Origin of the sequence: Candidatus Microthrix subdominans, assembly GCA_016719385.1 — a bacterium.
In the GTDB taxonomy this organism is placed as follows: domain Bacteria; phylum Actinomycetota; class Acidimicrobiia; order Acidimicrobiales; family Microtrichaceae; genus Microthrix; species Microthrix subdominans.
The window spans coordinates 71071-91662 of the sequence record JADJZA010000003.1; the positions used below are offsets into that span (position 1 = coordinate 71071).

Here is a 20592-nt window from a genome sequence, read left to right on the forward strand (position 1 = left end):
TGGCGCCGATGCTCCCGGCCGAACCCGACGGCAATGACCGGACCGGCCTACCGGCGCCGCAGTGGGTGCTCGAGAAGTCGACGTCGTACCTGGAACGACCCGAGACGATCGCCAGGATCGAACGGCACCTGTCCGGCGTTCGGGTGGTCGTCGTGCTGCGCGACCCGGTGGAGCGGGCGATCTCCAACTGGCGGTTCTCGGTGGCCAACGGCCTGGAGCACCGCGACGTCGCGGTCGCCCTCGATCCCGAGCGGGCCGTCGACGCCACCGATGACGCCACCGATGACGCCACCGATGACGCCGGCACGGTGCGGCCCCGCAGGTATCTCCAGCGCGGGCGCTTCGCCGAGCTGCTCCAACCATGGATGGTGGCCTTCGGCCACCGCCTGCACGTCGTCGTGCTCGAGGAACTGCTCGCCGACGCCGACGAGGGGACGCGGCTGTGCCGGGCACTGGGCCTGTCGCCCGAGGCGTCCGCCCCGGCCGGGTCGGTCAACGCCTCCCTGGACGACACCCCGGTCCCCCAGTCGGTCAGGGACGCCCTCGGCGAGTACTACCGGCCGCTCCAGGCCCCGCTGGAGGAGCTGCTCGGTCGGAGCCTGCCGTGGGGCCCAACGCCGGCCGGGCCGCCGAGGTGATCGTTCCCAGCAGCAGGACGGCCGTGACCACCAGGTAGCCGGACGCCCCGCGCACGGCCACCTCCGCCGGTATCCCCAGCGCCGCCACCACGCCGACGGCCACCGCACCACCCGCCCAGCCAACCAGCGGCCATCCCCGACCCTGCACGGCGACCAGGACCGCGCCGGCGGTGGCCATCAGCGCCGCTGCGGAGGCGGCGCCGATCAGGCCCCCGAGCGCAGGTGTGGTCTGGGACGAGTCGCCAAACAGCACCGGCAACAGCGGCGGCGCCAGCACGGCCCCGAGCGCTGCGCCCAGCGCGGTCACCGGGAGCGCCGACCACCCCAGGATGCGGTTCACCCGGGCGCTGCGGTCGCCCAGATCCGCCTCGGCCAACCAGTGGGTGAGCCGAAAGAGCATGGCGCCGCCGACGAGCAGCGGGATGCGCCCGATGGCGATCAGGTTGAACAACCCGACGACGTCGGCCCGATCGGACCGGGCCGACGTGGCCAACACCGGCACCGCCTGGGCGACCTGGACGGCCAGGGCGACAGCGGCCACCCCGGCGGAGAAGGCGACGTCGCCGCCGCTTCCCGGCCTCGACCCGACCGGGCTCGAATCCAGCCCGGCGCGCCCGCCGACGGCGAGGGTGAGCACGGTCGGCAGGTATCCGGCGAGGATGGCCACCGTCAGCGCCACCGCCGGGGCCCCGGCGCCGATCAACACGAGCGCGACGATCAGCCGGGCCGCTCCCTCCAGCGCCAGGTTGGTCCCCACCTGGGAGTATCGGCCCGCCGCCGAGGCGCGGCCGCGCCACCAGCCGAGCAGGGTGGCCGCCGGAACCAGTGCCCCGCACACCAGCGGCGGCACCACCGAGCCCACCGAGAACAGCTGGGTTCGCACCGAGTACCCGATGACGGCGACGACGACCCCGATGGCCGCGGCGGGGGCGAGCAACCGACCCAGACCGGTGCCTCGGCCCGTGCCGACGGCGCGGCGCAGCACCGCGTGGTGGACCGGCACGGTGACCGCTGCCGCAGTGACCGCCCAGACGCTCCACACCGAGGAGACCGGGGCAAACCCGGCGCCGTAGGCCCGGTTGCCGACCAGCAGGAAGCCATAGGCGAGCAGCCCGTTGAGGACCGCACCGGCGCCCAGCGACGCCCCGTCGCCCAGCGGCGAGGCGCTGCGCACCCGGCGGCTCACCCCGGCCCTGCCAGCGCCGGTGGCGTCGCCGTCGGCGTCGCCGCCCACCGCCGTGGGACCAACCGGCCCTGGTAGCTTCGCCGCCCATGGGAGCGTTGGGGTTTCGGCCCGATCAGGGCCGAACCGAGCGCCTGGCCATGATCGCGATGGTGGCGGTGACCGCCCTGATCGTGGCCGCCTTGGTGATCACCAACGCCACGGCCGGTGACGATGTCAGCATCGCTCCGGACACATGGTTCGCCCCGGACGCACAGGACCAGGGTGCCGCACCGGTCGAGGCGATCGAGTCGCCCCAGGCGGTGATCGCCAGGCTCGACCCACCGGGCGAGCCGGCGCTGGTCGACCGCTTCGACCGGGACCGCATCGACGGGGGCGACCTCGGGTGGACGACGCTCGCCGGCGACTGGACCCTCGGCGACGACGGCGCCGATCGGGTGGCCAGCGCCGCGCCCGGGTCGGAGGGCGCTGCGGTGGCGGTGATGGTGCCACCGCCGTCGTTGGGTGCCCGTTGGGACCTGTTCGCCAGGGTCGCCCGCCCGGCCGACAACATGGGCCTCACCTGGGCGGTGGCCGACGCCGACAACTACTGGGAGGTGCGCCTGGCGACGAGCAACGCCGCCATCGTCGTCAACCGGGTGACCGACGGGCAGCCCCAACAACTGGGGTTGTACGGGCCGGCCGGGGTGAACCCCGGCGACGCACTGCACATCCAACGGGTCGGCGACCAGGTGATCGTCGCGGTCGACGACCACATCCTGGGCTCGTGGGCCCATCCCGAGCTAGCCGATCTCCGCCGGGCCGGAGTCTTCGCCGGCTCGGGCGGTCAGGGCGGTTTCGGAAGCGTCCTCGTCACCGGCGACGGCTGACCGGCCACCACCGGTCCTCGACGCGTCACGGCCGGCCAACAGCTCCTCACAGGCCCACACCCCCACCAGGATGAGCGCCACGCGCAGCTGCACGGCCGCACCCAGACCGTGACGGCTCTGGGCCACGATGTCCCCGTAGAAGCTCACCGCGCCGTGAAGGGGCGCTGTGGCCAGCAGGAACCAACCGATCTGCCAACGACCGTCACGCCAGCCGTCGGGACGGCGGGCCAGCGCCACCGTGGCCGCCACGATCGTGATGCCCACCCAACCGACCAGCCAGCAGTGGGGCCGCAGCCACACCAGGCCACCGACGCGTATCCCTGCGGGCAGGACGAGCGGACCGGCGCCCGGCAGGCCGAGCACGGCGAGGGACAGATCCTTCTGGTGGGCCTCGACGATGTCGATGTCGCTGAAGGACTGGGACAACGCCCGACCGGACTGTACGACCAGCTCCGAAGGGTGCGACAACAGCCAGGCCGCATAGGCGCCGGACGCCTCGGTGGCCATCCACGCCCGAAAATCCTTCAGCCGTGGGTCGACCGCCAGACGATCCGACGCCGAATAGGCCATGCCGCCCAGGTCGAGCACCGCCTCGCTGGTCGGCATACCCCGCTCGGCCAGAAACTCACGGGCATCCGGGTCGGGAATGCCCACGTCGAGCACCCACTTGGTGATCGTCTGGCTGCTCTGGTTGGTTCGTGAACCCAACCAGGACGAACCGACGATCACCAGCAGCGCCACCGCGCCCACCGCCAGCGCCTGACGGCGGCGGCTGAACAGCCACCACAGCGCGGCGACCCCGACGAGCGCCGCCAACACGACGACGTTGGACTTTCTCAGCTCCACCCACATGATCACCAGCGGCACCGACCACCACAGCAGGTTGACGTCGCCGGTGCGACGCCAGCGCAGCGCCAGCGCCACCAGGCCCACCAAGGCGCTGAACGACAGCGATTCCGTCATCACCAACTGGTGCTGCCCCGCCACCTCCGGTGCCAGGCTGATGCCGAGGATCCAGCCAAAGGCCACCAGCTTCAGGCCCGGCCGCTGCGTTGAGGCCGCCGCCTCCCGCGCCAGCCACAGCCAGGCCGCAGCCGCCAACGCCGCCTGGCCGACGTGCAACCACACGCCCTCACCCAGGATGCGGATGGCCAGCGGGTATCCAAACGGGTACGTGCCGGCCCACAGGTCGAGGGACCACGGCGCACTCGCCCCGGTGCGCAGAAAGACCAGCGAATCCGAGAAGTACGGCAACCGACCGGCCGGCAGATAGGTGGTCGCGCGGGCGACGTTGATCGCCGCCAACAACACGTAGGCCAGACCGGCCACCCGCACGATGGCCGCCACCTGCGGATCGGTCGGCATCCGCCGGCCGATCCGACCGCGCAGCAGGCGCCAGGCCGGCGTCGGGCGATCCTCGGCGTCGGGTCCCGCGCTCGTCATCGCACCCGACCCAACCGTGCCCGAACATCGCCCAGCCCATCGGCGGGCGTGAGCGTTGACGAGCTCACCGAGCCCAAAGCGAGCGCCCCGATGCGCTCGGACCCCACCCACACCGCGAGCACGTCGTCGACCTGCACCAGCGAAATGGCCACCTCACCCGTCGGCGCACGACTTGGATACCGCTCGATCGTGGCCAGGCGCCCAGCGGCGTCGAACGTCGACAGGGAGTAGTCGCCCGTGGCCGCATTCCGTGCCATGCGGCCCTCCGCTTCGGATCCGGTGAGCACGATCATCAGCTGGGAGGGAACCTCGGGCAGCGTCACCGTCGCCGCGTCGCCCGGCTGGGACAGCCCGGCCCCAAACTCGATGCGGAGCGAATCGCCGACCGGCTCGACCGGAACCGCCGAGGTGACCAGCTTGGGCAGGCGCACCGCCGACGGGTTGGGCAGCTCGGCCAGCGACGGCTTCCACTCCCGTTCGGGATCCCGAGCAGCGTCGACGCGGGCCAGCACGGCGACGGCGAGGAAGCACGCCAAGGTCACCACACCGAGGACCTTTCCGGGCGCCCAGGGCCACCTCACGAGGCCAGCTCCAGCTCGATGCGGGCAAAACGAACCCCTGCCCGGTCGGAGCCGATCGAAAAGGCAGTGGTCGTCGGCGCCTCGAGGTGATCGACCGATGCCACCCGACGCCGATCCCCGAGGTTGGCCCCGGTCAACTCGACCGAAACCGAACGCGACGTTCGGGTCAGCAGCACCGCGGGACCGGCCCCAGAGGTTGCCGAAAGGGCCCCGCTGGCGATCACCGACTCGCGGCCGTCGACCGCATGAACAAACTCGTATCCCTCAGCGGTGAGGCGAAACACCCAGAATTCGCCCTCGTCCCACTGCAGGTCGACCCGGCCGCCCTCGGCCTCCTCCTCCCAGATGACACCGACGCGGTAGCTGGGAGGCAGCTCCCGTTGTGAAACAAGTTGGGCCGGTGCCTCATCGGCCACCAGGGCGGTGCCGCTTAGCGACCAGCTGCCCTGCTCGGTCGCCCATTGGAAGGCGCCGCCCGGATTGAGCACCCCGGGGGCGCGAAAGCTGTCGGCGATCAGCCTGGGGCCTCCGTCGATCACCCCGGGTGTCGTGGCCACACCGGTGGAGCTCGTCACGACGATGACGCCGAGCGCCAACAGCGCAACCGCGCCGAGCGCCAACGCCGGCAGCGCCCGCCGATCGACAACGCGTCCGCGCTTGGAGGGCGCGCCACGGCGCCCCCACCGACCTACCCGCATGCGCCCAGCTCGCTCACGTCGACGTCAACTCGCTCACTGGATGTTCAGCACGGTCACTGGGCGTTCAGCTCGGCCACTGGCGGATGAACACGGTCACTGATCGTTCGATTCGGTCACGGGGTGTTCAGTTCGGTCACGTTGTCGAGCAGCACCTTGCGGCGGGTGACCTCGTCGAGGTGGGCCACGTCGGCCAGGTAGTCCAGCGGCCGGGGCAGCGCCTCGATGTGGGGCCAGTCCGAACCGAAGATCACCCGGTCGGCCCCCATCAGCTCGATCACGTCGTCGACATCGTCCTCCCAGAACGGGTTGATCCAGATGTGGCGACGGAACGTCTCCACCGGGTCCTCGGCCCACCACCCCTCCATCTTCCTGGCGGTGATCCGAAGCTTGTCGAACAGACCTCCGAGAAACTTCGAGCCGTTCTCGACGGAGGCGATGCGCAGGTTGGGGTGGCGCACGAACAGGTGGTCGCACACCAACGACGACAGGAAGTCCTCGATCGGCCGCTCGAGCTGCAGCATGCGGATCGGCTGGGGCACTCCGGCGAAGTCGGTCGTGAACCCGTCGTTGGCGTAGCCGTGCGACGTGTACCCGGCGTCGCCGGCGTGGACGACGCAGGTGACGTGCGCCTCGGCCACCCGGGCCCAGAAGCGATCGTTGGATGGATGCCCGGGTGCCACCTGGCCCGATGCCGTCGTCGGTGCGGCCGCCCGCATCACGATGCTGCGCGCCCCCTGGGCCAGCGCCCAATCCAGCTCCTCGCACGCCCAGTCGACATCGGCGAGGGTGAGGTAGGGCGCGGCGTAGATCCGGTTCTCGCGGGCGAAACCCCAGTCCTCCACCAGCCACCGGTTGAAGGCCCGAAACATGATCGTGACCGCCTCGGGGTCGTGCTTCAGCGCCTCCTCGTAGAGCATGCCCAGCGTGGGGAACATCCACACCGCTGCCAACCCATGGGCGTCCATCGTCGCCAGCCGGGCGTCGCTGTTGCGGTACTCGGCCCGGATCGGCTCGTGGTCGCGCAGCAGGGCCACCGGGTCGTCGTCGTTGGGATTACCCCGGAAGTAGTCGGCGAGCACGCCCGGCTTGGACACCGGGTCGAACGTGGCGTTGCTCACGCCGCGAAACACCTGACCGCCGATCACCGGGTACTGGCGGCCGTTGATCGTCGCCCACTGAAACACCCGGGACCCCAGCCGGGGATCGAGGTGGCGGGTGAACGCGTCGATCGCCTCGTAGTAGTGGTTGTCGGCATCGAAGGGGCGGTAGCCCAGATCCGCACCGCGGTCGTCGGACGGTTCGACCGCGTGGGGTCGTGAAGCGCCGGTCTCCCGGTCGGTAATCGTTTCGGACACGGCAACCTCGTCGCGTGGTGGCCGCCGGCGGTGGCACCGGCGGACGGGTTCGAGAACTTGTCGGGGCGAGGTTACCGTTGGAACCATGAGCAGCGAGAGCTACCACGAGCCGTACGAGGAACTCACCGCCGAGACCCGGGACATGCACCGGGCGATCGAGTCGCTGATGGAGGAGCTCGAGGCGGTCGACTGGTACAACCAGCGGATTCAGGTGACCACCGACGACGAGCTCAAGGGCCTGCTCGTCCACAACCGCGACGAGGAAAAGGAGCACGCCGCCATGGTGCTCGAGTGGATCCGCCGCCGCGATCCGATCTTCGACGAGCAACTGAAGAAGTACCTGTTCAGCGACAAGAGCCTCCAGAAGGACTGAACGAGCACGACCCGGTGTGAAGGGCCCGGCGACCGGCGCCGGCGCGAACGGGTAGGCCGACCACCGGGCACATCTGAGATGATCGGGTGATGACCGCATCGCCAGGCCAGCCCATTCCTACGCCCTCGGCCCCAATTCGCACGCCCTCGGGGCCAATTCGTATTGCCAACTGCTCCGGCTTCTACGGCGACCGCCTCGACGGCGCCCGGGAAATGGTCGAGGGCGGGCCGATCGACGTGCTCACCGGCGACTGGCTGGCCGAGCTGACGATGTACGTGCTCAGCCGCACCAAGCAACGACGCGCCGACGGCGGCTACGCCCGCACGTTCGTCTACCAGATGAGCCAGGTGCTCACCACCTGCCTCGACCGTGGCATCAAGGTGGTGTCCAACGCCGGCGGACTCGACCCCCACGGCTGCGCCGAAGCGGTGCGAAAGGTGGCCCGGGCGGCGGGCCGTGAGGTGTCGGTGGCCATCGTCGACGGCGACGACCTGATCGACCGCCTCGAGGTGCTGACCGCCGCCGGGCATTCGCTGTCCAACATCGACACCGGCGAACCCCTCGGCGACGTAGTCGACCGCGTCGTCACCGCCAACGCCTACCTGGGTTGTTGGGGCATCGTCGAGGCCCTCGAGGCCGGCGCCGACGTCGTGGTGACCGGTCGGGTGACCGACGCCGCCGTCGTCATGGGCCCCGCCGCCTGGCACCACGGATGGGCCCGCGACGACTGGGACGCCCTGGCCGGCGCGGTCGCCGCCGGACACGTCATCGAGTGCGGCGCCCAGGCCACCGGCGGCAACTACAGCTTCTTCACCGAGCTGCCCGGCCTGGCCGAGGGCCGCCTGCCCGGCTTCCCCTGGGCCGAGATCGCAGCCGACGGCTCGTCGGTGATCTCCAAGCACGACGGCACCGCAGGTGGCGTCACCGTCGGCACGGTCACCAGCCAGCTGCTGTACGAGATCGGCGAACCCACCTACGCCAACCCCGACGTGATGAGCCGCTTCGACACGACGACCGTGACCGAGGAGGGGCCCGATCGGGTGCGCATCTCGGGCACGGTCGGGCTGCCCGCTCCGCCGACGACCAAGGTGGCGATCAACTACGCGGGCGGCTGGCGCAACTCGATGGCGGTCGGCCTGTGCGGCCTGGACATCGAGGCCAAGGCCGAGGTGGTGACCAACCAGCTGTGGGCCACCGTCGCCGGCGGACGGGACGCCTTCGACGAGACCGAAACCCGGCTGGTGCGAACCGACTCGCCCGACGCCACCGGCAACGAGGCCGCCACCGCCTGGCTGCGCGTCACCGTGTGGGACGACGACGAAAAGCGGGCGGGGCGGGCGTTCTCCGGAGCGGCCACCGAGCTGGCGTTGTCCTCGATCCCCGGCTTCTACGCCTCCACCCCGCCCGGTTCGGCCTCCGCCTACGGCGTCTACTGGCCGGCGCTGATCCCCGCATCGCTCATCACCCAGCGGGTGACGCTCGGCGACCGCACCTGGGACGTGCCCATGCCCGGTGCGGTCGACCCCGAGGACCAGGCGGCGCTCGATCAGCACATCGACGGGGACGACATCGACGCGATGGACGCCCACGCTTCCGTCGGCCCGAGCGGCATCACCGTCGATCACGTCACCGATCTCACCGACCGCCGATCCCGCCGCCGACGATCCGGCGGATCCGGCCCTCCCCAACCTGCCCAACCTGCCCGACGGCCTGGCGTCGCTGATCGGCGCCCGCTCCGGCGACAAGGGCGGGTCGGCCAACGTCGGGGTCTTCGCCCGCAGCGACGAGGCCTGGCAGTGGCTGCAGGCCTGGCTGACCACCGACCGGCTGCGCCAACTCGCACCGGCCGAGACCGACGGCCTGGTCGTGCACCGCTACCGCCTCGACAACCTGCGGGCGCTCAACTTCGTCATCGTCGGGCTGCTCGGCCGGGGGGTCGCCCAAAATTCCCGCCAGGACACCCAGGCCAAGTCGCTGGGCGAGTTCATCCGTGCCCGCATCGTCCACGAGGCCACCACCGCCTCCGCTGGGTAAGCACCAGCACCATCACCGATCGTTGCACACCGGCTCGATCCGGGCAGCCGGGGCGTCGTCCGGTGCGCGACGGCAGGGCATCGTCGAGTTCAGCGAGGAACCCGACGGTCGTCGATGTCGAAGCGGTACGTCGAGTTCAGCGAGGAACCCGACGGTTATCGGTGTCGAAGCGGTACTCGGAATAGAAGCGGGCGTCGACGCGGGACAAATCGATCAGCTCGCCGACCGCCTCGAACAGGCGGGCCTGGTTGGCGGCCAGCCGCTCGGGGTCGCCGACGGCGTCGTAGAACACCTCCGGATCGGTCAGCGCCGCCAGGGGAAAGGTCTCCTCGACGATCGCCCACCAGTCGGGGGCGTCATCGGTGAGCGGGCGAACCACCTCGTTGCGGACGTAGGCCATGGTGTCCTGGCACTCGATGGCCGCCGCGCAGAACTCGCCCTGCCAGCGGGCGACGAACTCGGCGTGGGTGAGGTCGTCGCGAGCGGCGATGCAGGTGATCTGGCTGGCGCCAGCGCTGCGGTCGCCGGGCTGGACCGGACCAGGGGCGACGATCGGTCGGGACTCGCACACCAGGTAGCCGTGCATCGTGGCGAAGGCCTCGGCCAGCAGCGCCTCGGCCCAGGCGCGATCGGCCGACGCCTCCAACCAGAACGACACGACGGCGTCCTTGGGGCTCCCCTCTGAGGAGAAGGCAAACACACCCTCTCCGCCGACCGCACCGTCGGCGACCGACACCTGCACGGCGACGGCGCCGCCGGCGGACAACGCAGGCGCCAGCTCGCCGAGCAGACGGTCGCGCAGCGCATCCCCATCGCCTCCGCTGGCGTCCCAGCCCAGGTAGACCAGCTTCTCCATGAGTCCTCCGATCGTTGCGCGCGCACCGGCGGGATCGTGCGCCAGCGATGAGCCACATCGTGGCATGTCGAGATGCGCCAGGTGTGACACACGACCGCGTGTCAGGCGGGTATGGTGAATCCCGGCATCGTTCAGATGTCCACAACGGCCGCTCGCATCATCCAATACCCGCCCGCTGAGCGGACGGTTCAACGCAGAAAGAAAGGCAAACGAATGCCCCAAGGCACCGTCAAATTCTTCAACGCCGACAAGGGATATGGCTTCATCTCCCGCGAAGACGGCGAAGACGTGTTCGTCCACTACTCCAACATCGACGTCGCGGGCTACAAGTCCCTCGAAGAGGGTCAGGTCGTCGACTTCGAGATCGGCCCCGGCCGCAAGGGCCCCGAGGCCCTCAACGTTCGGCCCGTCTGAGTGCGTTGACGGCCCTTCGGGCGGGGTGAGCTCCAGCGGAGCCTCGCACCACCACGAGACACGACCCCCGGCGCCGCTGAGTGGCCGGGGGTCGTTCGCGTCCGCTCGGCCGTGAACGCCACAGCGCCTCGTGGGCGGCGCTTGCCAGCCGGTCGAACTCAGCCCGAGGCGGGCTCGGGCCGACCGAGGTCACGGGGCGCAAACAGGTAGTGCGACACCCAAAACTCCGAGCCACCCCGAAAGGCGAACAGTTCCTCGCAGGCCAGGTGGAACAACCACCAGCGCCAGTACCAGCGCTCGGCATCGTCCGCTGAGGAGGATCCGCCGTAGGCCTCCGGCGCCGAGAACATCTCGATGATCTCGGAGCGTTTGGCCTCGTGGGTCTCCCGCCAGGCGGCCAGCGTTTTGGCGTAGTGGGTGCCGTCGAGGCGCCAGTGATCAAGCGCCACCAGGTGGCGCTGCTCATGCAACAACAGGTCATCGGCCGGCATCACCCCACCCGAGAAGAAGAACCGGCCCATCCAATCCTGTTCGGACGTGGCCTCGAAGGGCCACGATCCACTGCGGTTGCTGAAGATGTGCACGAACGCCAGGCCGTCCGGCGCCAACCAACGGGCGATGCGTTCCATCAGCGCCCGATGGTTGTTGACGTGTTCGAACATCTCGACCGACACCACCCGGTCGAAGCGCCCGTCGGGTTCGAAGTCGGCCACGTCGGCAGTGTGCACGGTGACGTTGTTCAAGTACCGCTGCTGCGCCTCGGCGACGATGTGGTCCCGCTGGGTGGCCGAGTTGGACACGGCCACGATCTCGGCGCACGGGTAGCGCTCGGCCATCCACAAGGTGAGCGATCCCCACCCGCAGCCCAGCTCGAGGATCCGCTGGCCGTCGGCCAACTGCGCCCGCTCGCACGTGAGCGCCAGCATCGCCTCCTCGGCATCGGCCAACGACTCGACGCCATCGGGCCAGTAGGCCGAGGAGTACTTCAGCCGGGGGCCGAGCACGGCCCGGAAGTACTCGGTGGGCACCTCATAGTGCTGCTCGTTGGCCTCCGCAGTGTGGGTGGTGATCGGGCCGTCGGCCCGCTCGGCGATCAACGCCCGCTGTCGCTGGGAGAACTCCTCAATCGTGCCCTCGTTCAGCACGGCCACCCGGCGGGCGATGCGGGCCCGGATGCCCAGCCGCACCGCCTGGGCGGGCAACCGCCCGGTTTCGGCTCGGTCGATCAGCTGCTTCATCATGGTGTTCGTTCGTCGCCCGACGCCGTTCTGGATGACGGCCCACCTGCCGGCGGTGCGTTTCGCTGGACGCTGTGGTGCGGTCAGCTGGTTGGGCCGGGCAGCGCCGCAAACCCGGCGCGCACCAGTTCGGCCAGGTCGATCCGATCGGGATCCTCCAACCAGCGGTCGGTGGCGGTGCGGGTGACCGCCATGCCCACCGCGGCGTACAGGGCCGGGCGTATGTCGTCGGCCGGATCGACGCCGAGGCGGTCGGCGAGGGCATCGGTCAACATCGCCTGAAAAGCCGGCGAGATCGTCACCTGCTGGTAGCGGCCCACGTTGGGCGAGGTCGCCACCAGGCGGGCCCGCTCGATCCGCAGGGCCCGCTGACGCTTGTAATACCCGGCCAGGCTGATCAGAGCACCGAGCATGGCGGCCATCGGCGATTCGTCGGCCGGGCGTTCCCGCATGCGCCGGGCCAGCTCGTCGAACTCGTCGCGCCAGGCGCCGAAGAGCACCGCCTCCTTTGAATCGAAGTAGCGAAAGAAGGTGCGTTGCGACACGTCGGCGGCGGCGGCGATGTCGTCGACGGTCGTGTCGTCGTAGCCGTTGCGGGCGAACAGGTCCCAGGCGGCGTCGGTGATCGCCCGGTGGGTGGCCTGCTTCTTCTCTTCTCGTTTTGAGGTGGACACTTCGGCCATGGGTCGATGGTAGGACAGCACGCTTGGACGCCCGCAGTTGGGCTACTCGAACTTGGACCCCATCTGGCGCAGCACCTCGATCAGCGAGTTGGGCGAGTCGGCGGGGGCAGGGCCCGGCCGGTAGTCGACACCGTCGATCCTGCCGGTGAACGGGTAGGCGCCGTGAGCCTCGTAGAGCCCCCAGTGCACGGGCGAACGCCGGTCGAGGCCCACGTCGATGCCTTCAAAGGGCGCCATCGGGAACAGGCAGGTCCACCCCTGGGCCGAGCCGACCTCGACGCCGTCGAGCGCCAGGGTGTTGTTCCACACGTTGCCCCCGGGCGCATCGAAGTCGGCGACGATGGTGTGCTCGCCCGCCGCCGGCCGTGGTCCGTCGATCGTGGCCAGCGTGCCGCGACCATCGTTGTAGCCCAGGTGCACCCCGGCGGCGTCCAGCCACATCACGTAGCCGCCGCCCTGGTCGCCATGGGCCACGATGATCCCCTCGTCCTCTGCGTCGATCCGCACCCGGGCGGTGACGGTGAAGCTGCGGATCATCATCAGCTGCAACGAACGCCACCGCTCGAGCGTCGGTGTGCCCGGCAGCAGCGTGACCGGCCGCTCGTACACCTCGTTCCACGGGGGTCGTTGAAGGTATTTCAGCCCGCTGCCCTCGTCGAGGGGGTACACCTGGTTGTCCCGGGCCGCCGTGTCCCAGGCCTCCGACAGCTCGGCGACCAGGTCGGGATGCGCGCCGGCCAGGTTGTGGGACTCGGTCGGGTCGCTGGTCAGGTCGTACAGCTCCCACTCCTCGTCGGAGAACTCGGTGAGCGGGTAGTGCAGCGTGACCACCTCCCAGCCGTCGCGGTAGTACCCCCGGTGGCCGAGCATCTCGTAGTACTGCTCGGTGCGCACCGAGGGTGCTGCCGCGTCGGCGAGCACCGGGGCGAAGCTCAGCCCCTGCATCGGCAGCAACCGCTTCCCGTTGCGGTGATCGGGCGCCTTCACGCCGGTCAGCTCCAGCAGCGTCGGCAACAGGTCGATGACGTGCACGTACTGGTCGCACCACTCCCCCGGCCCGGCCGCATCTGCCGCCACGCCCCGCCCGGCCGCATCTGCCGCCACGCCCGGCCCCGCCATGATCATCGGCACCTGGTGGCCGCCGGCATGGGTGTTGATCTTGTATAGGCGAAAGGGCGTGTTGCCGCACGCCGCCCAGCCGCGCGGGTAGTGCGGCATCGACCTCGGTCCGCCGATCTCGTCGATGCGGGCCAGATCGGCGGCGGTGTCGGTCGCCCCGAGCAGGTGCACGAAGTACGCCGTCGTCCCCTCGGCCTCGCCCTCTCGTGAGGCGCCGTTGTCCGAGGTGAACACAATGATCGTGTTATCGAGCTCCCCCATCTGGTCCAACGCGGTGCGCAGGCGACCGAAGCTGTCGTCGATCGAGGTGACCATGGCGGCATACACCTCCATGTACCGGGCGAACAGCCTCTGCTCGTCGGCGCTGAGCGAGTCCCACGGCGCCACCTCCTGGCCCGGTTCGGCGTTGCGAGGCGGCAGCTCGATCGACTCAGAGACCAACCCGAGCGCCTTCATCCGGGCGAACCGCTCCTCCCGCAGCACGTCCCAACCGGCGTCGTAGCGGCCCCGCTGGGCCTCGATGTCGGCCACCTTGGCGTGCAGGGGCGCGTGCACCGAGCCGTGGCTGAAGTACATGAAGAACGGTTTCGCCGGGTTGGAGGCCTTGGAGCCTCGCACCATCTCGATCGCCCGATCGGTGATGTCGTCGGTGAAGTAGTAGTCGTCGGGGTAGGTGTCGACGTTCACCGGCGAGTTGCCGTCGATCAGTCGGTGGGGCTGGTGCAGGTTGGTGAAGCCGTCGAGAAACCCGTAGAAGCGATCGAACCCACGCTGGGTCGGCCAGGAGTCGAACGGCCCGGCATCGGAGCAGTGGCTGTCCTTGGTCAGGTGCCACTTGCCCACCATGGCGGTGAAGTAGCCCGCATCGGAGAAGACCTCGGCGGCGGTGGCCACGTCATCGGCCAGCTCCATGGCATAGCCGGGAAACCCGGGATCGGAGTGGGCCACATGGCCCACCCCGGCCAGATGCGAGTTGATGCCGGTGAGCAGCGCCGCCCGGGTCGGCGAACACATCGGGGTGGCGTGGTAGTTGGAGAACCGCAGCGCGCCGGCGGCCAGCGCATCCAGGTTGGGGGTGGCGATCTCCGAGCCGTAGCAACCCAGGTCGGAGTACCCCAGGTCGTCGGCCATGATCACGATCACGTTGGGGGCGCCCTCGGGTGCGGTGGCCTCGCCCGGCCACCAAGGGTCGGACCCGGCCACCGTGCGGCCCGCCCGTCCCTCGAAGTTGCGGTACGCACCGGTGGCGGTGTCCTCGCTCATCTGTCCCCTCCCTCGATTGGGTCCCTCCGGCTCAGCAGCTGAGCCCGAAGCCACCCGTTGGTTTGCGCTGTCGACCGGCCGGTGGAGACGGGCTCGCAAGCGGGTCCGGTCAAGCCGTTCGAGTCTGCCCGATCATGGCCGACGCATCGAGTTGACGCATACCTCGTATCCTGTCCTCCTGGTTCGAGCGATCCGACGGCGCCGATCGAGCACCGCAACCCCGGCTGCTCTACCTACCGCCCGTGCCTCGTGCCCCTGCCCCCCGACTGGTGTCGCCCATGATCGAACTTCCACCCAGTGTCACCGTCGTGCTCGGCTCGGGCGGTGCCGGTGGTTGGATGTTCCACCTCGGGGCGCTCCGGGCGCTGCGGGCGGAGGCCGACTTCAACCTCGTCGACGCCCAACGAGTGATCGCCACCTCAGCCGGGGCCGGCGTCGCAGCGGCGGTGCTCACCGGCACCAGCCTGGAGGACACCGGCGACATCTTGATGTCGCCCCCCTCCGGTGAAGAGCGCACCGAGTTCGTCGAGGCCAGGGAGGCCAACCGCGACCGGGGGCTGGAGCGGCTGATGCCGGTGGCGCCCCAGCTGGCCTCGCAGGTGCTTCGCAACCCCTTGCTGGCCGGTTCCGGCCTGTTACCCGCCGGCAGGATTCCCACCGTCGGGTTGTCCCGGGCTGCGTCAATCCACGCCAACCACCCTTGGCCGCCCTCGCTGTGGATCACTGCCACCCGTCTCGACGACGGCGCCCTCGTCGTGTTCGGCCGTGACGACCTCGAGGTTCCGCTCGCCCAGGCGGCCCAGGCCAGCCAGGCCATCCCCGGGGCGTTTGCGCCGGTTGAGATCGACGGCGAGCGTTACGTCGACGGCGGGTTGTTGTCGCCCAACCACGCCGAGCTGGCCCTCGAAACGCCGACCGACCTGGTGGTCCTGGTCAGCGTGCAGAGCCGTCCCGGGCTGCGAGCCACCCGGATGCAGGCCCGCCGTCGCTTGGACACAGAGCTGACCCAGCTGCGGGAGGCGGGGCTGGCGACCGTGCTGATCGAGGTGGACGACGCCACCAACGCCCGCTTTCGCGGCTTCCCACGCGGCGACCAGACCAACGGCAACGTGATCCAACAGCACGCTGCCCGCCTCACCCGTGCCGCCCTGCGCAGCTGGGCCGCCGGAGACCTGGATACCGGAGCTGACGGCGAACCGGACAACGAAGCGAACGGCGAAGTGGCCACCCCGGCCTGAGCCGGTTGGCTCCGCACCAAGCCCCGAGCCCCGAGCCCCGAGCCCCAAGCACCAAGCACCAAGCCCGAGCCCGAGCCGCGACACCAAGCACGCCGGAGTCGATGCATCTGCGAACTCTGCCGCTATCGCGTTGTATACGACGCGATAGCGGCAGAGTTCGCCTCTCGACCCTGGAGGTAGGGGCGCAAGGGTGCAGAGGTGAGGAGTGTGGACGCCGGGCGGCGTCGTCCGCCGGCCCGGCTGTCACCCGGCATCGGTACGGTGCTGAGGTGACCACGCTCACCGAACCGCCCCGCCCCTCCCCCGCCGAGGTCGCCGACGAGCTCACCGCCCACGTTCGGGCGCTCGCCGGGCCCGACGCCAACCCCCGCCCCGAGCAACTCGACGCGGTGACCGCAGTCGTCGCCGGGCGACAGCGCACCCTGCTGGTCGCCCGCACCGGCTTCGGCAAGTCGGCGGTGTACTTCTCGGCCACCCGCATGCTGCGCGACCGGGGCTGGGGGCCCACCGTCGTCATCTCCCCACTGCTCGCCCTGATGCGCGACCAGGTGGCCGCCGCCGAACGGCTCGGTCTGGCTGCGGTGACGATCAACTCCTCCAACGTCGACGCCTGGGACGACCTGGAGGCCCGGATCGCCGCCGACGAGGTCGATCTGTTGTTGATTGCCCCCGAGCGTCTGGCCAACCCCGGCTTCCGCCGCCGGGTGTTCGACTCGCTGCGGTCCCGCGCCTTCACCCTGGTGTGCGACGAGGCCCACTGCATCTCCGACTGGGGCCATGACTTCCGCCCCGACTACCGCCGCTTGGGCACGCTGCTCGCCGAGCTGCCGCCGTGGACCCCGGTGCTGGCGACCACCGCCACCGCCAACGCCCGGGTCACCGACGACGTCGCCGCCCAACTCGGCAACGACACCCTGGTGCTGCGCACGTCGCTCGACCGCGAGTCGCTGCGTTTGTCGGTGGTCGACCTGCCCGACGACGCCCATCGCCTGGCCTGGCTGAGCGAAGTGTTTGAGGAGCTGCCCGGCTCGGGGATCGTCTACTGCCTCACGGTCGACCAGGCCGAGACGACTGCCCGGTGGCTGCGCGAGGAGGGCCACGACGCCGCCGCCTACACCGGCTCGGTCGATCCCGACGAACGACTTCGGCTTGAGACGGCGCTGCGGGCCAACGAGCTCAAGGCGCTGGTGGCCACCTCTGCCCTCGGCATGGGCTTCGACAAGGGCGACCTGGCCTTCTGCGTCCACCTCGGCCTGCCACCGTCGCCGGTGGCCTACTACCAGCAGATCGGACGCGCCGGCCGGTCGCTCGAGGTCGCCGAGGTGATCGCGCTGCCCCGCCCGGTGGAGGACGCCGCCGTCTGGCGCTGGTTCGAATCGGTGTCCCTGCCCTCCGAGGAGGTGTGCCGCAGCGCTCTCGATCAGCTCGACTACGACGAGCCCACCTCGATCGCCTTGCTCGAGCACAGCGTCAACCTGGGACGCAACCGCCTGGGCACCCTGATGAACATCCTGGAGGTGGACGGGGCGGTCGAACGGGTGGGTGGCGGCTGGATCCGCACCCGGGCCGACTGGGCCTACAACCACGAGCTGGCGTCGACGCTGTCGCAGCTGCGCCGGACGGAGTCCGGCCACATGCTCGCCTGGGCCGACCTCGACACATGCCGGTTGCGCGACCTGCGCGAGGCGCTCGATGATCCGGAGGCGGACGACTGCGGCCGCTGCGACAACTGCACCGGCTCCACCTGGCAGCGCGACCCCGACCAAGCGGTCGTCCAGCGGGCCCAGACCTTGCTGCGCGGCGGCGACCTGATCCTGGCGCCCCGCAAGCAATGGCCCAGCGGCCTGGGCGAGCCAAGGGGCCACATCGCCGCCGAGCGCCAAGCGCGGCCTGGCCGGGCCTTGGCCCGGGTGGGCGACGGCGGCTGGGACCAGACGATCGGCGCGCTGGTCGCCCGGGCCGACGCCGACGCTCGCAGTCGGACCACGGGTAGCCACACGGCGGACGCGGGCACGGTGGATGGCGGCACGACGGGCAGCGGCACGACGGACGCGAGCACGACGGGCAGCGGCACAACGGACAGCGGCACAACGGACAGCGGCACGGTGGCCCCGGCAACCGTGGCCGGGGAGGGCGCTGACGGACAGCCCCTGGTCCTCCCCGAGGACCTGCTGTGGGCGCTGGCCGGCATCTTGAAGCGCTGGGACTGGGGGCAGCGACCCACGTGGATCTGTCCGGTGCCCTCCCGACGTCGCCAGCCCCTGATCGACGCTGTCGCCGACGGGCTCGGCGCGCTCGGCAAGCTGCCGGTGCACCGAGCCTTGGTCGCCCGGACCGATTGGGCCGGTGATGCCGGGGCCAACCGAGGCTTCCAGGCCGATCAGGCCAACTCGGCCCACCAGGTGCTGAACGTGTGGGACCGCTTCACCGTCGACGCCGAGGCGCTGCCACCGGGCGACACCGCATCCGGGCCGGTGCTGTTGATCGACGACGAGGTCGACAGCCGCTGGACGGTCACCGTGGCCACCTGGCTGCTCACCGGGGCGGGGAGCGGTCCGGTGCTGCCCCTCGCCCTCCGCACCCGTTGACCTGGCGCACCCGTCAACCCGGCGCACCCGTCGACCCGGGTACCCGTTGACCCGGGTACTCGTTGACCTGGCGAACCTGTAAACCCGGCGCTCCCGTCAACCCGGCTCAGCCGTTGACCCGGAGCAGCCGTTGGACATGCCCACCCGCTCACCGGCGGGCACCCGCCGACGGACCCGGGTGCCGTCAGTCGTCCGGCATTGCCTTGACGAGCGCCGCTGCGACGTCGAGAGCCACGCCGGTCTCGCGTTCGGACACCTCCCACAGCGTCGCAATCGCCCGGTCGGTGCCGGGCGGGGTGATCACCGGGCGTTTGAACGCCGGACCATTGGAGGAGAACAGCGGCGCGTACATGTCACCGCCGGACGCGCCCGGGTCGGTAGCTGCCCGTAGCTGCGGCCGAGCGCCCACGACCGCCGACATGCCGACCACGGCGGTGAGGGGCTGGGCGATCACGCCCAACAGGCCGCCGCCGCCCTCGGCGGCGGTGTGGGACTGAAGCCCGGTGTTGGACAGCCCCGGGTGGGCCAGCAGGCTGATCGCATTCGCCCCCGCCCGCTCGAAGCGCCGCTGAAGTCCCAGGCCGAAGTGGTAGTTGGCCAGCTTCGCCTGGCCGTAGGCCTTCCACGGCGCGTAGGTGCCCCGCAGGTGGGGGTTGTCCGGGTCCACCGGTCGCCCCTGCAGGCGGGCGATGCTGGTGACGGTCACCACGCGGGCTGCAGGCGCCCGCAGCAGCGGCACGAGCAGATGCGACGTCAACGCCCAATGGCCCAGGTGGTTGACGCCAAACTGCATCTCGAAGCCGTCGCTGGTCGTCCGCTCGGGCATCGCCATCAGCCCGGCGTTGTTGACGAGCAGGTCGATGGTGGCGTGGGCCGCCAGCACGCTGTCGGCCGCGCTGCGCACCGACGCCAGGTCGGCAAGATCCAGCTCGACGATCTCCAGGGAGGCCTTCGGGTGCTCCGCGAGGATCTCGACCTCGGCCGCCGATGCCTTGGCCTGGTCGCGGGCCGCCATCACCACGTGCGCACCGGCGCCGGCCAGCGCCTTCGTCGTCTCCAGCCCGAGGCCACCGTTGGCCCCGGTGACGACGGCAACGCGTCCGCTCAGGTCGCCTATGTCGTCCTGGGTCCAGATCATGACTGGTCACCGCGCATGTAGATCGAGCGCTTCGGGCGGGCGAAGAACCCCTCGAGCAGCGGCCGGAACTCCTCGAGCTCCATCGTCGGGTAGGCGGGATCGAAGGCGGCCTGGTCGAAGTCGGCGCAGAACTCGGCGCACAGGTCGTAGTGGGGATGGCCCTCGAAGCGGTCCCGCAGGTTGGGATCGAGGCCGAGATAGTCGAAGAAGTAGTACCCCTGGAAGATGCCGTGCTGTTGCACCATCCAATGCAGGTCGTCATCGACGAAGGGCCACACGATCGCTGCGCCGATGTCGGGATGGTTGAAGCTGCCCAGCGTGTCGCCGATGTCGTGCAGCAGGGCACAGGCGATGTAGTCGTCGCTGCGGTTGGCCCGCATCGCCCGGGTGGCGGTCTGGGTGGAGTGCACCAGTCGGTCGACGACGAACCCGCCGTAGTCACCGGCCAGCAGGCCCAGGTGGGTCATCACCCGGTCGGCGAGACGGGGATAGAACTCGAGTTGGGCGGCGACGATGCGGTCCCAGTCCTCCTGGGTGCCCTCGGTCATCGCATGAAACCCGGCGCTTGGTGACGTGGTGCTCATCGGTCCAGTCTGGTGCGCGCGACACGGTCCCGGCGCACAGAGGGTGCGGATGTGTACAGTCGCCCGTTCAACGCCGGGTGCGCCAGGGCCTCCGACCGGTCGCCTCGGAACCGTGTGCCACCCAACGATCAGGAGTGCCCATGAACGCCACGTCAACCCTCAGCCCCGATCGGCCGGGCAGTCCCGGACTGCAGAGCATCACCGCCGGCTGGTGGATCCCGGTCGTCGGCGGCGTGATCGCCATCGTCTTCGGGTTCCTCGTCCTGTCGTTCAACTACACGACCCTGTGGGCTGTCA

General features: G+C 70.3%; 17 protein-coding genes and 1 pseudogene. 7 read left to right on the forward strand and 11 right to left on the reverse strand.

Translation table 11 applies throughout. The features are described from left to right. Positions 1-8: 8 nt before the first annotated feature. Positions 9-638, forward strand: coding sequence for a hypothetical protein (locus IPN02_07060; GenBank protein MBK9296595.1), 630 nt, complete (start codon positions 9-11; stop codon positions 636-638). On the opposite strand, the gene IPN02_07065 is transcribed toward IPN02_07060, so the two are convergent. Next, complete coding sequence (locus IPN02_07065; GenBank protein MBK9296596.1) at positions 532-1872, reverse strand: hypothetical protein; 1341 nt, start codon at positions 1870-1872, stop codon at positions 532-534. The two genes, IPN02_07060 and IPN02_07065, sit on opposite strands and share 107 nt — an antisense overlap. Before the next feature lie 38 nt (positions 1873-1910). Here IPN02_07065 and IPN02_07070 point away from each other — a divergent pair, with 38 nt between their 5' ends. Next, complete coding sequence (locus IPN02_07070) at positions 1911-2690, forward strand: hypothetical protein (protein MBK9296597.1); 780 nt, start codon at positions 1911-1913, stop codon at positions 2688-2690. Here IPN02_07070 and IPN02_07075 read toward each other — a convergent pair. The 4 genes from IPN02_07075 to IPN02_07090 all read right to left on the reverse strand — a co-directional run bounded on the left by IPN02_07075 (position 2604) and on the right by IPN02_07090 (position 6854). After that, positions 2604-4133: a hypothetical protein gene (locus IPN02_07075; protein MBK9296598.1), complete on the reverse strand. Its 1530-nt coding sequence runs from the start codon at positions 4131-4133 to the stop codon at positions 2604-2606. The two genes, IPN02_07070 and IPN02_07075, sit on opposite strands and share 87 nt — an antisense overlap. After that, positions 4130-4675, reverse strand: coding sequence for a hypothetical protein (locus IPN02_07080; GenBank protein ID MBK9296599.1), 546 nt, complete (start codon positions 4673-4675; stop codon positions 4130-4132). The genes IPN02_07075 and IPN02_07080 overlap by 4 nt, the downstream gene beginning before the upstream one ends. 35 nt (positions 4676-4710) lie before the next feature. After that, on the reverse strand, positions 4711-5412 hold the full coding sequence (locus IPN02_07085; GenBank protein MBK9296600.1) for a hypothetical protein: 702 nt from the start codon (positions 5410-5412) through the stop codon (positions 4711-4713). Positions 5413-5525: 113 nt separating this feature from the next. Further along, positions 5526-6854, reverse strand: coding sequence for an amidohydrolase family protein (locus IPN02_07090; protein ID MBK9296601.1), 1329 nt, complete (start codon positions 6852-6854; stop codon positions 5526-5528). Here IPN02_07090 and IPN02_07095 point away from each other — a divergent pair. After that, positions 6853-7140: a ferritin gene (locus IPN02_07095; GenBank protein MBK9296602.1), complete on the forward strand. Its 288-nt coding sequence runs from the start codon at positions 6853-6855 to the stop codon at positions 7138-7140. The genes IPN02_07090 and IPN02_07095 overlap by 2 nt on opposite strands. A gap of 89 nt (positions 7141-7229) precedes the next feature. Further along, positions 7230-9174 (forward strand): annotated as a pseudogene (locus IPN02_07100) (DUF1446 domain-containing protein). 136 nt (positions 9175-9310) lie between these two features. Here IPN02_07100 and IPN02_07105 read toward each other — a convergent pair. Then, positions 9311-10030 carry an EthD domain-containing protein gene (locus IPN02_07105; GenBank protein MBK9296603.1) on the reverse strand — a complete coding sequence of 240 codons (720 nt, stop codon included), beginning with the start codon at positions 10028-10030 and terminating at the stop codon, positions 9311-9313. A 213-nt stretch (positions 10031-10243) separates the two neighbouring features. Here IPN02_07105 and IPN02_07110 point away from each other — a divergent pair, with 213 nt between their 5' ends. Beyond that, complete coding sequence (locus IPN02_07110; GenBank protein MBK9296604.1) at positions 10244-10444, forward strand: cold-shock protein; 201 nt, start codon at positions 10244-10246, stop codon at positions 10442-10444. 158 nt (positions 10445-10602) lie between these two features. On the opposite strand, the gene IPN02_07115 is transcribed toward IPN02_07110, so the two are convergent. The 3 genes from IPN02_07115 to IPN02_07125 form a co-directional block, all read right to left on the reverse strand. Continuing rightward, positions 10603-11682 (reverse strand): class I SAM-dependent methyltransferase, encoded by a 1080-nt coding sequence (locus IPN02_07115; GenBank protein ID MBK9296605.1) that lies wholly within the window; start codon positions 11680-11682, stop codon positions 10603-10605. 83 nt (positions 11683-11765) lie between these two features. Beyond that, positions 11766-12365, reverse strand: coding sequence for a TetR family transcriptional regulator (locus IPN02_07120; protein MBK9296606.1), 600 nt, complete (start codon positions 12363-12365; stop codon positions 11766-11768). A gap of 42 nt (positions 12366-12407) precedes the next feature. Next, complete coding sequence (locus tag IPN02_07125; GenBank protein ID MBK9296607.1) at positions 12408-14747, reverse strand: arylsulfatase; 2340 nt, start codon at positions 14745-14747, stop codon at positions 12408-12410. 278 nt (positions 14748-15025) lie between these two features. Here IPN02_07125 and IPN02_07130 point away from each other — a divergent pair, with 278 nt between their 5' ends. Beyond that, entirely contained in the window at positions 15026-15985 is a 960-nt protein-coding gene (locus IPN02_07130) for a patatin-like phospholipase family protein (protein MBK9296608.1), read from the forward strand. Between the two features lie 101 nt (positions 15986-16086). Beyond that, positions 16087-18573, forward strand: coding sequence for an ATP-dependent DNA helicase RecQ (locus IPN02_07135; GenBank protein ID MBK9296609.1), 2487 nt, complete (start codon positions 16087-16089; stop codon positions 18571-18573). Between the two features lie 184 nt (positions 18574-18757). On the opposite strand, the gene IPN02_07140 is transcribed toward IPN02_07135, so the two are convergent. Beyond that, positions 18758-19711: an SDR family NAD(P)-dependent oxidoreductase gene (locus IPN02_07140; protein ID MBK9296610.1), complete on the reverse strand. Its 954-nt coding sequence runs from the start codon at positions 19709-19711 to the stop codon at positions 18758-18760. Beyond that, positions 19708-20295 (reverse strand): phosphohydrolase, encoded by a 588-nt coding sequence (locus IPN02_07145; GenBank protein ID MBK9296611.1) that lies wholly within the window; start codon positions 20293-20295, stop codon positions 19708-19710. Before IPN02_07145 ends, IPN02_07140 begins: the two co-directional genes overlap by 4 nt. Positions 20296-20592: the final 297 nt, after the last annotated feature.

What these genes read in the sequence shown, in the direction of transcription:
- IPN02_07060 (MBK9296595.1), top strand. Translation starts at nt 9, where the DNA reads ATGCTCCCGGCCGAACCCGACGGCAATGACCGGACCGGCCTACCGGCG.
- IPN02_07070 (MBK9296597.1), top strand. Translation starts at nt 1,911, where the DNA reads ATGGGAGCGTTGGGGTTTCGGCCCGATCAGGGCCGAACCGAGCGCCTG.
- IPN02_07075 (MBK9296598.1), bottom strand. Translation starts at nt 4,133, where the DNA reads ATGACGAGCGCGGGACCCGACGCCGAGGATCGCCCGACGCCGGCCTGG.
- IPN02_07085 (MBK9296600.1), bottom strand. Translation starts at nt 5,412, where the DNA reads ATGCGGGTAGGTCGGTGGGGGCGCCGTGGCGCGCCCTCCAAGCGCGGA.
- IPN02_07095 (MBK9296602.1), top strand. Translation starts at nt 6,853, where the DNA reads ATGAGCAGCGAGAGCTACCACGAGCCGTACGAGGAACTCACCGCCGAG.
- IPN02_07090 (MBK9296601.1), bottom strand. Translation starts at nt 6,854, where the DNA reads ATGGTTCCAACGGTAACCTCGCCCCGACAAGTTCTCGAACCCGTCCGC.
- IPN02_07105 (MBK9296603.1), bottom strand. Translation starts at nt 10,030, where the DNA reads ATGGAGAAGCTGGTCTACCTGGGCTGGGACGCCAGCGGAGGCGATGGG.
- IPN02_07110 (MBK9296604.1), top strand. Translation starts at nt 10,244, where the DNA reads ATGCCCCAAGGCACCGTCAAATTCTTCAACGCCGACAAGGGATATGGC.
- IPN02_07115 (MBK9296605.1), bottom strand. Translation starts at nt 11,682, where the DNA reads ATGAAGCAGCTGATCGACCGAGCCGAAACCGGGCGGTTGCCCGCCCAG.
- IPN02_07120 (MBK9296606.1), bottom strand. Translation starts at nt 12,365, where the DNA reads ATGGCCGAAGTGTCCACCTCAAAACGAGAAGAGAAGAAGCAGGCCACC.
- IPN02_07125 (MBK9296607.1), bottom strand. Translation starts at nt 14,747, where the DNA reads ATGAGCGAGGACACCGCCACCGGTGCGTACCGCAACTTCGAGGGACGG.
- IPN02_07130 (MBK9296608.1), top strand. Translation starts at nt 15,026, where the DNA reads ATGATCGAACTTCCACCCAGTGTCACCGTCGTGCTCGGCTCGGGCGGT.
- IPN02_07135 (MBK9296609.1), top strand. Translation starts at nt 16,087, where the DNA reads ATGCATCTGCGAACTCTGCCGCTATCGCGTTGTATACGACGCGATAGC.
- IPN02_07140 (MBK9296610.1), bottom strand. Translation starts at nt 19,711, where the DNA reads ATGATCTGGACCCAGGACGACATAGGCGACCTGAGCGGACGCGTTGCC.
- IPN02_07145 (MBK9296611.1), bottom strand. Translation starts at nt 20,295, where the DNA reads ATGAGCACCACGTCACCAAGCGCCGGGTTTCATGCGATGACCGAGGGC.